This is a genomic window from Brevundimonas intermedia, assembly GCF_027922165.1.
Classification (GTDB): Bacteria; Pseudomonadota; Alphaproteobacteria; order Caulobacterales; family Caulobacteraceae; genus Brevundimonas; species Brevundimonas intermedia.
In genome coordinates this window covers 657,071-670,656 of sequence record NZ_BSFD01000011.1, presented here as the reverse complement: position 1 = coordinate 670,656, position 13,586 = coordinate 657,071, and the positions used below count along the sequence as shown (strand labels likewise).

Sequence of the window (13,586 nt, the reverse complement as noted above, 5' to 3'; positions counted from 1 at the left end):
ACATAGAAAATGGATCGGGGGATCTCATGGTGTCGTGGAAGCGATTGTTGGCGGCGAGCGTGGCGGGGGGAGTGCTTGTCGCGGCGGCCCACGGAGCGGCGGCTCAGGATAGACAATTCAACGTGGCGGCTCAGCCGCTGGCGCAAGCCATTCCGGAACTGGCGCGCCAAGCGGGCGTGACAATTTCAGCCCCAACCGGCCACCTTGCCGGCCGGGTCGGGCCTGCGGTCTCGGGCCAAATGGACGTCGAAGACGCGATCAGCCGACTGCTGGAGGGCACCGATCTTTACATCGCCTCGCACGAGGGGACGACCATCATCTTGCAGAAGCGGAGCGCAGGCGACGCGCGCGCCGCCGAGGTCCAGGAGGTCGTGGTCGTCGGCAGCCGGATCAGGGGCACGCGCATAAACGAGGCCTTGCCGGTCACAGTCGTCGACCAGTCTGATCTGGATGCGATCGGGGCCACCGACGGCGACGATCTCTATCGCTCTATCGCCCAGATGGGCGACGTCGGCTTCAACGAGGCGGACAGCGATAACGGCGGCATCAATAATGCGAGGGGCGATGTGGCGTCGATCGACCTGCGGTCGATCGGCACGGGCAATACCCTAGTGCTGCTGAATGGTCGCAGGCTGGTTCCGCATCCCGGCACTCAGATCGAAAACTATGTGCCGGTGCAGACGGTCAACACCAACGCCATTCCCACCTTCGGCCTGCGTCGGGTCGAGGTTCTGGCCGATGGCGCCGCCGCCCTCTATGGAACGGACGCCGTGGCCGGCGTCGTCAACAACGTCCTGCGCGACAACTTCGAAGGCCTTACCGTCGAGGCCGCCATGGGCCATGACGAAGGGGGGATGGAGGAATATTCCTTCGATTTCCAGGCCGGCAAGGATTTCAACAACGGCAAGACCAATGTCTCCGTCATGGGGAGCTACCTGACTCGGGATCCGCTCTACATCTGGGAACGGGACTATGCGACCGTCGCCGGACGCGTGGCGGCGTTCAACGGTCGAGCGTCCGGTCTCGACTATGCGACCTACAGCACGATCACGGCCTGGGCCGAAGGCATAAAACTGGATCCGACGACCTATCGGAACGCAGGCACCACGACACGCGTCAACGGCACGACCCTGACATCGACGGCCGGCACTTTCCATGTGCAGCCCAGCACCAACGCGGGGTGCATCACTAACGCCTACACGACGGGCACCTGTTTCGATAACTCCACCCTGTCGACGACGAGCGAGGACAATAATCTTCGATATGATCTCGATTCGATGCGGACGATCGGTTCGGCGGTGGATCGCGCCAACCTGTTCACCTTCGTCAACCACAAGTTCGACAACGGCGTCGAGTTCTTCGGCGAGCTGAGCTATTACTGGGGTGAGACTTGGTCCCAGCGGCAGCAGGACACGCCGTTGGACACTCAGCGCGTGCTCATGTCGCCGACCGCCTACTGGAATCCGTTCGGCGCCACTGGCGTGACGGCCCGGCTGAGCGGACTGTCCGGCGTGCCGACGACCGGGTCTGCGATCCAGATTCAGGACTACCGTTTCGCCGACCTGGGTTATCGGGAGGTGGAGGTCGAGAACGTCACGACCCGGTACTTGGGCGGTTTGCGCGGCGAACGCTCCGGTTTCGATTGGGAAAGCGCCTTGCTCTACAGCAAGGCTGAAACCACTGACGAAATGGACGGTGTCAGCATGACCTTGCTCCAGGGCGCGATCAACGGGACGACCCCAGACGCTTATAACCCCTTCGCGGGCGGTGATCTGACCAATCCTCAGGACGGTGCGACGGGACTGAACAGCCAGGAGACGATCGACAGCTTCATGGTCAAGGTTTACCGCTACGCCGAGACGGAACTGATGCAGTGGGACTTCAAAGTCTCCAAGGGCGATTTCTACCCGGTGCCGGCGGGACACATCGGTCTGGCTGCGGGGGTTGAGGCGCGCCGGGAGACCTTCGCCGAAGATCGCGATCCGCGTCTGGACGGAACCATCACCTTTACGGACCTGGCCGGCGCCGTGTCGCAGAGCGACGTCATGGGCGTCTCCTACACGCCGGACAGCTCGGGCGCGCGCAACGTCTATTCGGCCTTCCTGGAATTGGCCGTTCCGGTCGTTTCGCCGGAGATGAACATCCCGCTGGTGCAGTCGATCGATGTCCAGATCGCAGGACGCGTGGAGAACTACACCCTGTTCGGGACGGTCGGCGCGCCCAAGGTGGCGCTGGCCTATCGTCCAACGTCCTGGCTGATGTTCCGCAGCGCCTGGTCGGAAGGCTTCCGCGCGCCGAACCTGCTTCAACTCTACCAGCCGGATTTCGAACGATCGAACAGCCGACGCGACTACGCCGCCTGTGCGGTGCAACTGGCCATCGGCGCGATTCCGACGCTGACCACCAGCAATGACTACTGCACCAGCGAGGACCGTATCGAAAAACGGTCGGGGAATAAGGACCTGAAGGCGGAGAACTCCGAAAACATCAGCCTGGGCCTGGTGTTCGAACCTGAGCTCTGGTCCGACCGGTTCGGCGATCTGACGCTGACCGTCGATTACTGGAAGATTCGTCAGGAGGACTTGGTCGGGATTTTCGGCGGCACCAACCAACTGATCATGGACTATTATCTGCGTGAGATCGGCAGCTCGAACCCCAACGTCGTCCGGGCTGATCCCGACGCCCAGCAGATCGCCGACGCTGCGGCGGCCGGCCTGGCCCCTGTGGGCGACCTGTTGTCCATCAAGGACGACTACATGAACCTGCAACCGCGCGAGTCCGAAGGTCTCGATTTCCGCCTGTTCTACACGCTGCGCGACACCCCGGTGGGAAACTGGCGCCTCAGCCTCAATGCGAGTCAAAAGCTGAAGCTGTATCAGGAGGCCAGCGAGCAGCATCAGACCCTGCTCGACGCCTTGGCTAACGGCACGATCGCGGGCGTGACGGTCGGCGGCGTCGAAGACCTCATCGGACAGAACGGCAGACCGGAGTGGAAGTTCACGGCGTCCTTGACCTGGGATCTGGGCCAGTGGACCTCCGGTTGGTACACCAGCTACGTCTCCGACTTCGTCGACACCAGCGCCACCTATGTGGACACCGATGACTATTGGGTGGTGGACGAGTGGCTGACCCATAACCTCTACGTCCAGTATGAGTTCGACAAGGGCGGCCCGCTGGACGGCGCGCGCGTCCGCGTCGGCGCGCGCAATCTCTTCGATGAGGATCCGCCGCTGGCCGACGAAAGGTTCGGCTACACCGGCAGCGTCCATTCCAATCGTGGCCGCTGGTGGTACGCCAGCATCCGCAAGTCCTTCTGACGACAGCGCTCGGGCGAGCGCCCGCCTCGCCCGAGCCTTCCAGGACATCGACATGTCTTCGCATGCGCCTTCGGCGGACTTGTTCCGACCGGCTCTACTTGCGGCGCGCCTATGGTTCGCCACGCCGCTGTGGCGACGGATCCTGATGGGTCTAGCGCTTGGCGCGATCGCAGGCGTGGTGCTGGGTGAGCGCGCCCAGGACCTGAAATGGATCGGCGATCTCTTCGTTCGCCTCATCCGCATGCTGGTGACCCCGCTGGTCTTCGTCACCGTCGCCGCAGGCGTATCCGCCATGTCCGATCCGGCGCGGCTGGGATCGGCCGGCCTCAAGACCATGCTCCTCTATTTCGGCTTGATGCTGAGCGGTGCGGCCATCGGGCTGGGCCTAGGCGCGCTGATCCAGCCGGGCGCCGGCGTCGATCTCGACGGGGTCGTCCCCGCACCCCTGTCCTCAGAGCAAGACCTAACCACAACCCTGACGAACATCGTACCCCTGAATCCCATCGCAGCCATGGCGGAGGGCGACGTCCTCGCCGTCATCTTCTTCGCTCTGCTGATCGGCGCTGCGTTGCTGGTGACGGGTGAGGAGGGGCGACCCTTGCGGCGGGTTCTGGAGTCGGGTTCAGCCGTTCTGCTGCGCGTCGTTCAGTTCGTGATGGAACTGGCCCCGTTCGGCGTCTTCGCTCTGATCGCCTGGGTGGTGGGAACCAGCGGCCCCTCGGCCTTCGTCAGCGTGTTGCGGCTGTCCTGCTGTGTGCTCCTGGGCGCCGCGATTCAGACCTTCATCGTCCACGCCGCCGTTTTGCGAATGATCGCACGTGTCCCTGTCTTGCCGTTCTACCGCGACATCGTTGACGCCGTGGCGGTGGCCTTTTCGACATCGTCCAGTGCGGCCACCCTGCCTGTGGCGCTGAGGGTGGCGCAGCGGAATCTCGGCGTCAGTCCGGCCATCGCCTCGACGGTGCTGCCGCTGGGGGTGACGCTCAGCATGGACGGAACCGCCCTCTATGTCGGCCTGCTGGCCGCCTTTTCCGCCCAGGTGTTCGGCGTCGCCCTGGGGCCGGCCGATTATCTGGCCATAGTCGCAGTGACGGCCCTTGTGGCCCTGGGCGCCGCGCCTGTGCCGTCAGCCTCGCTGTTTCTCCTGGCGGCGGTTCTTTCCGTGATTGGGCTAGGGCCCGAGCAAACAGCTTTGATCGTCGGCTTCATCCTGCCGTTCGACCGGCCGCTCGATATGATCCGCACCGTGCCGAACTGCACCAGCGATCTGGCCGTGGCCGTCGCCGTCGCCCGTATGGAGGGTGAATTGGACCTCGCAACCTACAAGGAAAGACCGCTGGAATGAGCCGTCTCCAACCGCTGCTGGCCGCCCGACTGACCCTCGCGCCCTGCGCTGACCCGATTCAGCGGCGGTCATCCCCTGAGAGGAAATCACGAATCTGTCTTCATTGGAGAATGGGATGACGAAGCGACTGATGATGGCGGTCGCTGCCGCTGCCGCTGCCGCTGCGGCGCTGGCGGCATCCACGCCGGCCTCTGCCCGACAGGACGCAGCGACGCCGCCCGCGACCGTACAGACCGTCGACGAGCGGATCGTGTTTCGCAGCATGGACGAGGCGCGCACCGAACTGGTCGGCTATCTGTTTCGGCCTGCGGGGCCGACGCCGGAAGGCGGAGCCCCGGCCGTGGTGCTGATGCACGGTCGGGGCGGCGTCTATTCGTCCCTGGCTGACGGAGTCTATGAGGCGCAGAACCTGACTCTACGGCTCAAGTTCTGGGCCGCCTACTGGACTGACCGTGGCTATTTCGTCCTGGTGGTCGATAGCTTCGGGCCGCGGGGCTATCCGACCGGTTTTGCAGCGGGAACCTACAGTTCGCGGCCGCCGGAGATCAATGAGGTGACGATACGACCGCTGGACGCCTATGGCGCGCTGCGGTTCCTGCGCGGCGTGGACGGTGTGGCGGACGATCGTATCGGACTGATGGGCTTTTCCAACGGCGCCAGCACCGTCCTGGCGGCACTTGCGGACGACAAGCCGGGGGACATACGCCGGATCGGCTTCCGGGCGGGGCTCGCCCTCTACCCGGGCTGCGGCCTCCAGGGCCGGTTCCGACAAGCCTACAAGACCTATGCGCCGGTCGAGGTCTTCATCGGTACGGCCGACCAGGAGGTGTCGCCTGAAAGCTGCCGGACCCTGGTTGATCGCGCGCAGGCGGCGGGCGCTCCGGTCAATCTGACCGTCTATCCGGACGCGGCGCACGGTTTCGACGATCCCAGCCGCAGCCGGCAGGCGGTCGCAGCCAATGCCGTCGCCACCCAGGACATTCGCGGTCGGGTCGATCGCTTTTTCGAAGCTCAACTGGCTCCCCGCTGACTTCAGATCAAGGCGAGGAGAGGGCGTCGGCGACAGGGCCGACGCCCTCTTTCGTTTCAGGATCCCGGCGCGGCGGCGGGGCCGTAGAACAGGGCGTTGAACAATAGGCGGACCGAGGCGCGGGCCTGGGCGCGATTGATGACGTCAGGCCCCAGGATGATCAGCCGCCCCTGGCCCATTGGCGCATTCACCACGGCGGCGGCGCCGGCCAGCTTCTCCGGACCGATGGCCCAGCCGCTGGACACGACGGCGGGCGAGGCATAGCGGGCGGCGACCCCTGCGTCCCCCCGCGCCGTGAAGGCGGCGTTCTCGTCGAAGAAGACATTCAGTCGGGCCGGGAGGCCATAGGCCAGCGGGTCGGCGGGATCGACATCCACCGCCAGCAGAGCACCGGGGATGAAGAAGTCGGTGGAGGGCAGGGGCTTGTTTTCGGTCGACAGGACGTCGTCGACCGGCGCTCCCAGGGCCAGGGCCAGTTTGTGGGCCGAACCGGCGGTCACGATCGTGCCCCCGGCCTCGGCGAAGCGGGTCAGCTGCGGCAGGGTCTTCTCGCGCGTGACGGCGCCCAGCCAAGATCGATAGGCTTCGGGAATCGTCTCAGGATCCGGCTGCCCGCGCCCCGCTCCGTTCGGGAAGTCGCCGGGCAGCAGATCGGGCGCGAAGACAAGGACGTCGAAATCCTCCTTCAGGTCTCCCGCGTCGAGACGCTGGGGATAGACGACCTCGAAGGGATACTCGAACTGCTCCAGCAGCCAGCGGGTCCAGCCGGCCGACATGGAGCCGCCGTAACGATCCACCAGACCGATCCGCACAGGCTTCAGCGCGATGGCGTCTCCGCCCGGCGCGCGCGCCACGGCCTCGGCGTTCAGGCCGAGGTCGGCGACCGCCTGTTCAACGAGGTCGCGCGACACGTCGCTTGCCGGGATCCACAAGGCGCCCGGCGCCAGGGTGCGGGCGCCGACACGCACCTCGGCCTTCTGCCAGAAGACCGGCTGCCCCGCCTTCAGCAGGCGATTGGTCAGGATGAAGCTGTTGACCGCCGCATGGTCGATGATGAAGCCCGCCTTGCCCTGTCCTCGAACCTGACCGGCCGGGACGGAAATGAGATCGGGCACTGGTTCCAGCGGCGCCTCGAACGGATCGAGAATCCGGTCGAACTTCACCCCCATCTGGAGTGCGAGCGTATAGCCGGTGGCGTCATAGGGCAGGGCCGGCGGGCCGCCGGGATACTGCAGGTCGTGCGGATGGTCCTGCGGCTCGAACATGTCCAGGACGTGCGGCCGATAGGCCTGGTTCGTCCGCACGACGAAGGAGCCGGCCGGATAGGACTTTCCGGAGATGGAGAAGGCGCGGGTGGCGCGATCGACGTCCACCCCGGTCTTGATCAGGCTGTTGAGGAAGGCGATCGCGGTCGGCAAATCGGCCTGGTCCGCCGGGATGACATAGGCGCGCGGATCGCGCAGCGCCGGGTCGCGCAACACCTTGTCGTACAGGGCGGGATCGACCGATCGTCCGCCCTGGCTCGCCGCTGTCTTCAGGGCCTCAATGCGAGAGGGGGTGACCCGCCAGGTGTCGGTCTCGCCCCGTGCAATGGCGTTCGAACCCATCCGCCAGATGTTGAACAGCAGTCGGTCGCGGTTGCGCGACGCATAGTCCAGCACCGCGCGATTGATCGACAGCGAATAGTGGATGGATTGCCGGAAGCGCCAGGTCTGCGGCGCGATGGGGGCCGGCAGATCGTTGCGCGGCAGTTGGTTGTCCGGAACCAGGGCGATGCGGCTCGGCGTGGGGTGCCCGGTGATCTCCGTCAGCAGGCCGATGGAGTTATGGAAATAGGTGATTGAACGCTCCATCCCGTTGTTCCAGGTGGAGTACCGGGCGCCGCTGCGCATGGTCGCGCCGGGCTTGCCTTCGGCGACCAGCCGGTTGTGCATGGCGGCGCCGACCTCTGACAGAGCGGTCATCGCCAGAGGATCGTAGTTGTAGTTGAAGGGGTCCCGGAACGGCGGCATGAAGACGACCGTCCCCGCCGGCGCGGACTGGTGGTGGTTGTAGACGATCTGGGGGAACCACTCCCGGAACAGCATGCGGTTGACGTTGGTCGTCTCCGTCATCGCCGACAGATAGTAGTCGCGATTGTTGTCGTGGCCGACATAGGCCTGATACAGGCGCGGCAGGCTGGCGAACTCCCGTTTCTCCGGGTCCGCCTCCCGCATGTACCAGTCCGCCACCAGATCCCAGCCGTCCGGATTGAGCGGCGCGAACAGGATGATCACGTCGTCCAAGACCCGCAGGGCCTCCGGATCCTGGGCCGTCAGCCATTCATGGACGGCGGCGATCAGGGCCTGGGGCGGAACGGTCTCGGTCGCGTGAAGGCCGCCGTCGATCCAGACGACGGCCTTGCCCTCAGCGGCCAGGGCCCGTGCTTGCGCTTCATCGACGCCCTCGGCCTTGGCCAGGCGTTGCGCGATGTCGCGGTAGTGATCCAGGCGGGCGATGTTCGCTGGAGAGGAGACCGCAGCGACATACTGGGTTCGCCCTTCGGTCGTCTTGCCGATCTCGATCAGCTTCATACGATCCGACTGGCCGGCGAGCGTATGGAGATAGGCTTCGAACTGCCGGTAGTTGATCAGCCGATAGTCTTCGCCGACGTCATGCCCGAACGCCTCATGCGGGGAGGTGATAGGATCTGCCTGAGCGGCTGCCGGTCCCCCAAGCAGCGCGCTCGCGATCACAATCGCAGCGCAAATTCGGTTGAACATCTTCTATCTCCATTCCCCGCCTACTGATTTGGACGCACGGCGACCCGAATTTCCTCCAACAGGGCCGCCCCGGCGTTATGGGAAACGCATCGCACAGATCGGGATCATTTGCCGATCAGCCGTTTCAGCGAAAAGCGTGTCGAGCGGACGATAGGGCGAGAGACGGTCGGAAAGGCGAAACACCATGAGCCTCGCCTGTTCTAACTCCATCCGCGCTACGCCGTGCATCAGGTCATACCGATTAGTTTTCGACAGTTCGTCGAAACGGAGATCGGCTCTTCCTGCCAGCGGCAGCGCTTTGACCCGGGTTTTCGGGGAAAAGGAAAGCGTAGCGATTGTCTTATTGAGTGCGGCCACTCGTTCCACCGAGAAGTCCCGCTGCTCTTTGATCGACTTCGGCAGGGGAGTGGCTTCTAGAATGTCAAACCTCGAACACGCGCGCGCTCAGCTTCAAGGCCAAGCGGCGGGCTGTTCGAAGGCGCTGGACGTCCAAAGACCGCCTCACCTCAGCAGGGCAGAATCGATCCTGATGACGAAGAGGCGCCCGCACATGCAGGTCATAGGCGCCGCTTCGACGAGAGAGATACGAGAAGGTGTTGCGCGACTGGCGGCGACCCTCAACCCCGGCAACGGGGGCGCTCCCACGCAGACGTGAAAACCTCCGCAGCGTTACCGCCGTTGAGCATTTTGCGCACCAAAATCGGTTTTGGCGAAGAAGCCCAATCCCTAGGTATTTGAGATCAGGTCTTTCCCTGAAGATATGGCGGAGAGGGTGGGATTCGAACCCACGGTACCCTTCCAGGCACGCCGCATTTCGAGTGCGGTACATTCGACCACTCTGCCACCTCTCCGCGGTGCATAGTCGCTTGGTCGAGCGAGCGGCTTCTCTAATGGCAGGCGCGTTGTACCGCAAGCGCTCTGTGAAAGAATTCCGACCTATCTTTGCGCGGGCAGGGAAAGGCCCGGCGCGGCGCCTGTCTGGGGGTCGACGCCCTTGAATCGAAACAGTTCGGCGGGGCGGCCGCCGGTGGCCGAGGACAGTTGTCCGGTGGGCTCGACTAGGCCGGTCCGTTCGACGCCACGGCGGAAATTCTGCTTGTGCAGGGTCAGGCCCGAAACGGCTTCGGCGGCGGCCTGGAGCGCCGAAAGGGTGAAGACGCCGGGGGTCAGGTCGAACAGGACCGGGCGGTATTTCAGCTTGCTGCGCAGGCGGCCCAGGCCGGTCGCCAGGATGCGCCGGTGGTCCGAGGCCATGGTCATGCCGGGCAGAACGGAGGGCGGGGGCGGCTGGTCTCCGTCGCGCCAGGCTTCGGCGACCAGCCGCGCCTCGTACAAGAGCTCGTAGCGTTCCAGCACACGCTCCTCGTTCCAGCGGTGGTCGGGCGTCAGGGCGAACAGGGCGCGGGCGCGGGCCTGGCGCTGATCATTGTCGCCGGCCCAAAGCGCGAGGCCTTGCGACAGGGCGTTGCGCAGGGCTGGATTGGCGGTGCGGCGATCCTCCCACGGGAAGATATCGAACGCGGCGTCCCAGCGCGCGTCATGGGTTTGGGCCTCGGTCTGGACCTCGGCCGCGTCAGGCGTCAGAGCCAGGTAGCCGACCGAGACTTCGCGTCTCTGGTCCACGGCGGGGGTTGCGCGTGGCGTGGCTCGGCCCGCATCGCCGAAGGTGTAGAGCTGTTCGACGAAACCCAGGCGGAACCCCGTCTGTTCGGTCACGAAATCCCTCAGGGCCAGTTCGAAAGTGCGGTCGCGCACGGGGTCGAACGGGCCGAAGGGCAGGGCGCGCGCCCCGTCCTCGCCTTGGGTGGTCAGCACGACGGACCGACGGTCCTTCAGCGCCATGACGACGACCGACAGGCCGATGCGCACGCCCTGATCCGCCGCTCCCGTCATCGGCCTATTCCGTGTGCCAGGCGTCGTCGGCGGGCAGCAAACCCACGGCTTTGGCCAGAACCTGATAGCGCTCCAGATAGCGGGCCTGGGCGATGGAGGCGGGCTGGGGCTCGATGATCAGGCTGTAGCCGGGGGGCGGGGAGCCGAAGAAACCCAGAGATTCCTTTTCGTTGAACCCGGCCAGCTGGGTCGCCTCAAAATAGGCGCAGGCCTTGTCGGCCTTCTTGATCAGGGTCTTGATAGTCTGTGGCGTCTTGGGCGGCAGGCCGTAGCGAACGTGGATGGCCGCCTCGAGCCGCGCCTCGAAATCCTTGTAGCCTTCCCCCAGCGCCGCCTTGAACGGCGAGATCATGTCGCCGATCACATATTCCGAGGCGTCGTGCAGCAGGGCGGCCAGGCGCCATTTGGGATCCAGGCCCGGCTTGATGTGGGCGGCGATCTCTTCGACCACGACACTGTGCTGGGCGACCGAGAAGGCGTGTTCGCCGATCGTCTGGCCGTTCCAGCGCGCGACGCGGGCCAGGCCGTGGGCGATGTCCTCGATCTCGATATCGAAGGGCGAAGGGTCGAGCAGGTCCAGGCGACGGCCCGACAGCATGCGTTGCCAGGCGCGGACTTCGGTCTTCTTCTTGGGGCGCTCGGCCAAATTTTCGATCCTGATCGCGTGTGGGCTGGTCAGGTGACGCAAAGCGGCGCGGGGATCAAGACTTGCGGGGCGATCCGGGCGGATCGGATGGCGTCTGGGCGTGAAAAAAGTCGTCAGTCCCCAACGTTCAGGGCGACGAGTTCCTTGGCGGATTCGAAGACGCGGCCGTTCTTGGCCTTGGAGCGCACGGTGGCGATGACCAGAGGGCCGCCGGCGGGGCCGCGCGCGACGAAGCCGACCTGACGCCAGGCGCCGGCTTCGACGCTGTCGTCGGCCAGCAGGAAGGTCATGCGAGTCGCCTCGCCCGGCGCTTGGGTGCGGACCTGGGTGGTTTCGCCGTTGGTGTTGACGCTGACCGCGCTGGTCTCGGTCCGGACCCCCTGGCCGTCCTTGGATTCGATGTTGATGCCCGCGATCCGCACCGTGGCGTTGTCGCCCTGGGTCTCGATATGAAGGCCAGGCAGGCTGACGGTGGCGTCTTCGCCCTTGGTCTTGATATCGACGCCGGGCGCCTCGACCGAGGCCTTTTCCTCGCCCGTCTCGGTCTCGCGGGCGTCGATCCGCACCGCCGCCTGGGGGATTTCCGCCGAGAGACGGCGCTCATAGTCCCGCAGGACGTCTTCAGGCGTGCGGCCGTCCAGCTTGACCAGATAAAGCACCACCTCGGCGCCGCGCGGCCCGCCATAGGTGCAGGATCCGCCGCCCGGACTGGCTGACCCTTTGCGCGTCAGGACGCTGACCGTGTCCGGGCACTGCAGCCCGTCCACCACCTTCAGCACGCCCTGGGACGCGTCGTCTGCGGTGCGGGTCGTGGAGGTCGTGATGCGGACCCCATTTTCGCTGTCGCAAGCCGAAAGGCCGACGCTGAGGATCGCAGCCGACAAGCCGGCGGTCAGAAGACGGTACGGGACGGTAACGCTCATGGTTTGTATTGTGGGCGTTCAGCGCCGGTGTTCCAGTGAAATCGCGGTAATGCCGCTTAGCCGCCCGGACGGCCGCCGTCGCGACGTCCCAGGAAGGCCAGCCGCTCGAACAGGTGGATGTCCTGTTCGTTCTTCAGCAGCGCGCCGTGCAAAGGCGGGATCAGCTTGTTCGGCGTCTTTTCCCTCAGGGTCTCGGCGTCGATATCCTCGACCAGCAACAGCTTCAGCCAGTCCAGCAGTTCCGACGTCGAAGGCTTCTTCTTCAGACCCGGGGTGTCTCGGATTTCATAGAAGGTCTTCAGCGCCTCCGACACCAGTCGCGGCTTGATGCCAGGGAAGTGGACATCGACGATGGCCGACAGGGTCTCGGCGTCCGGGAACCGGATATAGTGGAAGAAACAGCGGCGCAGGAAGGCGTCGGGCAGCTCCTTCTCGTTGTTCGAGGTGATGATGACGATGGGGCGGACCTCGGCCCGGATCGTCTCGCCGGTCTCCTGAACATAGAATTCCATCCGGTCGAGCTCCTGCAGGAGGTCGTTGGGGAATTCGATGTCGGCCTTGTCGATCTCGTCGATCAGCAGGACGGGGCGTGTCGGGGCGGTGAAGGCCTCCCACAACTTGCCCTTCTTCAGATAGTTGCGGACGTCGTGGACGCGTTCGTCGCCCAGCTGGCTGTCACGCAGGCGGCTGACGGCGTCATATTCGTAAAGGCCGCTGTGGGCCTTGGTGGTCGACTTGACGTGCCAAGTGATCAGGGGGGCGTCGAAGGCCTTGGCGACCTCATAGGCCAGGACCGTCTTGCCCGTGCCTGGCTCGCCCTTGATCAGCAGGGGGCGTTCCAGCGCCACGGCGGCGTTCACCGCGACCTTCAGGTCTGAGGTGGCGATATAGTGGTCGGTGCCTTCGAACCGGCTCATGAAAAACCCGCTCCGTGAATGTCACGAAGCGGGTTAGCCGATCGGTTGAGATATGAACAGCGATCAGGTGATGTGTTTGGCCGAGACCGGATCGCTGGCAGGGAAGGTTTCCTCGATGCCTTCGTCCACCAGAGCTTCTTCCCGAGAGACCCCGTCCCTCATTTTGTCTTCCAGCTGATCCGGTTTTCCGTCTTCCGCCACGATTTTTTTGGCGTGGGGGGCATCCGTCGATGCGTCGGTCTTGGCATGGTTGTCGGTCATGGATCTTCCTCAGGTTGCCGGCTTTTCGGCGTCTTGCTCAGGCGCGTAGCCGAGTTGTTCGATGTCGTCGTCGTCTAGACGCCGTGATTCCCAGTGAGCTGCGCTTGCCTGGGCCCCGCGCTCATTTTCCATCAGGCCGGAATAGACCAGCTCGACCTCGTTCTCGCTTTGCAGGCCGTTGCTGTCAGCATCCGACTGGGTGAGGGTCTCCCCGTCCATGCCGAGCAGGGCGTCCGCTTCACGTTCGACGCCGTCGAGCGCGAGTTGATCGTCCAGATCGATGTCGTCCTCGTCGAACTCATCCTCGTCGGCATCTCCGTCGGCCTGAGTCAGGTCCAGAACCTGGTCGGCTTCGTCCAGAAGGAGGTCGCCTTCGCCTTCGTCGTCGATGTGGGTCTCGTCGAAGGTTTCCGACTGCTCCTGATCGTCCTGGTAATCATTGTCCGGCATGGTCGCCTCCTGTGCAGACAGGAAACGTCGCGCGCTCTCAGG

General features: G+C 64.8%; 11 protein-coding genes and 1 tRNA gene. 3 read left to right on the top strand and 9 right to left on the bottom strand.

Translation table 11 applies throughout. The features are described 5' to 3' along the window. Nucleotides 1–26 precede the first annotated feature (26 nt). From PKE72_RS16725 to PKE72_RS16715, 3 genes are all read left to right on the top strand, one after another. On the top strand, nt 27–3,317 hold the full coding sequence (locus PKE72_RS16725; RefSeq protein WP_271166490.1) for a TonB-dependent receptor: 3,291 nt from the start codon (nt 27–29) through the stop codon (nt 3,315–3,317). Nucleotides 3,318–3,369: 52 nt separating this feature from the next. Beyond that, nucleotides 3,370–4,662, top strand: a complete 1,293-nt coding sequence (locus tag PKE72_RS16720) for a dicarboxylate/amino acid:cation symporter (protein ID WP_271166489.1) — start codon at nt 3,370–3,372, stop codon at nt 4,660–4,662. 115 nt (nt 4,663–4,777) lie between these two features. Continuing rightward, on the top strand, nt 4,778–5,692 hold the full coding sequence (locus PKE72_RS16715; RefSeq protein ID WP_271166488.1) for a dienelactone hydrolase family protein: 915 nt from the start codon (nt 4,778–4,780) through the stop codon (nt 5,690–5,692). Between the two features lie 56 nt (nt 5,693–5,748). On the opposite strand, the gene PKE72_RS16710 is transcribed toward PKE72_RS16715, so the two are convergent. From PKE72_RS16710 to PKE72_RS16670, 9 genes are all read right to left on the bottom strand, one after another. After that, on the bottom strand, nt 5,749–8,454 hold the full coding sequence (locus tag PKE72_RS16710) for a M14 family metallopeptidase (RefSeq protein ID WP_271166487.1): 2,706 nt from the start codon (nt 8,452–8,454) through the stop codon (nt 5,749–5,751). A 75-nt stretch (nt 8,455–8,529) separates the two neighbouring features. After that, nucleotides 8,530–8,811 (bottom strand): hypothetical protein, encoded by a 282-nt coding sequence (locus tag PKE72_RS16705; protein WP_271166486.1) that lies wholly within the window; start codon nt 8,809–8,811, stop codon nt 8,530–8,532. A 404-nt stretch (nt 8,812–9,215) separates the two neighbouring features. Then, nucleotides 9,216–9,305 (bottom strand) — tRNA-Ser (locus PKE72_RS16700). 85 nt (nt 9,306–9,390) lie between these two features. Then, nucleotides 9,391–10,347, bottom strand: coding sequence for an NUDIX hydrolase (locus PKE72_RS16695; protein ID WP_271166485.1), 957 nt, complete (start codon nt 10,345–10,347; stop codon nt 9,391–9,393). A 4-nt stretch (nt 10,348–10,351) separates the two neighbouring features. Next, complete coding sequence (locus PKE72_RS16690) at nt 10,352–10,945, bottom strand: YfbR-like 5'-deoxynucleotidase (RefSeq protein ID WP_271166629.1); 594 nt, start codon at nt 10,943–10,945, stop codon at nt 10,352–10,354. Nucleotides 10,946–11,106: 161 nt separating this feature from the next. Further along, the gene (locus tag PKE72_RS16685) at nt 11,107–11,916 is read right to left on the bottom strand and encodes a methyltransferase type 11 (RefSeq protein ID WP_271166484.1); all 810 of its coding nucleotides are present in this window, start codon (nt 11,914–11,916) and stop codon (nt 11,107–11,109) included. 56 nt (nt 11,917–11,972) lie between these two features. Continuing rightward, nucleotides 11,973–12,833, bottom strand: a complete 861-nt coding sequence (locus tag PKE72_RS16680) for an AAA family ATPase (RefSeq protein ID WP_271166483.1) — start codon at nt 12,831–12,833, stop codon at nt 11,973–11,975. 63 nt (nt 12,834–12,896) lie between these two features. Beyond that, nucleotides 12,897–13,094 carry a hypothetical protein gene (locus PKE72_RS16675; RefSeq protein WP_271166482.1) on the bottom strand — a complete coding sequence of 66 codons (198 nt, stop codon included), beginning with the start codon at nt 13,092–13,094 and terminating at the stop codon, nt 12,897–12,899. Between the two features lie 9 nt (nt 13,095–13,103). Next, on the bottom strand, nt 13,104–13,544 hold the full coding sequence (locus tag PKE72_RS16670; RefSeq protein ID WP_271166481.1) for a hypothetical protein: 441 nt from the start codon (nt 13,542–13,544) through the stop codon (nt 13,104–13,106). Between the last annotated feature and the right edge of the window lie 42 nt (nt 13,545–13,586).

Bases quoted from the DNA above. Each gene is read 5' to 3' on its own strand.
- PKE72_RS16725 (WP_271166490.1), top strand. From the start codon at position 27: ATGGTGTCGTGGAAGCGATTGTTGGCGGCGAGCGTGGCGGGGGGAGTG.
- PKE72_RS16720 (WP_271166489.1), top strand. From the start codon at position 3,370: ATGTCTTCGCATGCGCCTTCGGCGGACTTGTTCCGACCGGCTCTACTT.
- PKE72_RS16715 (WP_271166488.1), top strand. From the start codon at position 4,778: ATGACGAAGCGACTGATGATGGCGGTCGCTGCCGCTGCCGCTGCCGCT.
- PKE72_RS16710 (WP_271166487.1), bottom strand. From the start codon at position 8,454: ATGTTCAACCGAATTTGCGCTGCGATTGTGATCGCGAGCGCGCTGCTT.
- PKE72_RS16695 (WP_271166485.1), bottom strand. From the start codon at position 10,347: ATGACGGGAGCGGCGGATCAGGGCGTGCGCATCGGCCTGTCGGTCGTC.
- PKE72_RS16690 (WP_271166629.1), bottom strand. From the start codon at position 10,945: ATGCTGTCGGGCCGTCGCCTGGACCTGCTCGACCCTTCGCCCTTCGAT.
- PKE72_RS16685 (WP_271166484.1), bottom strand. From the start codon at position 11,916: ATGAGCGTTACCGTCCCGTACCGTCTTCTGACCGCCGGCTTGTCGGCT.
- PKE72_RS16680 (WP_271166483.1), bottom strand. From the start codon at position 12,833: ATGAGCCGGTTCGAAGGCACCGACCACTATATCGCCACCTCAGACCTG.
- PKE72_RS16675 (WP_271166482.1), bottom strand. From the start codon at position 13,094: ATGACCGACAACCATGCCAAGACCGACGCATCGACGGATGCCCCCCAC.
- PKE72_RS16670 (WP_271166481.1), bottom strand. From the start codon at position 13,544: ATGCCGGACAATGATTACCAGGACGATCAGGAGCAGTCGGAAACCTTC.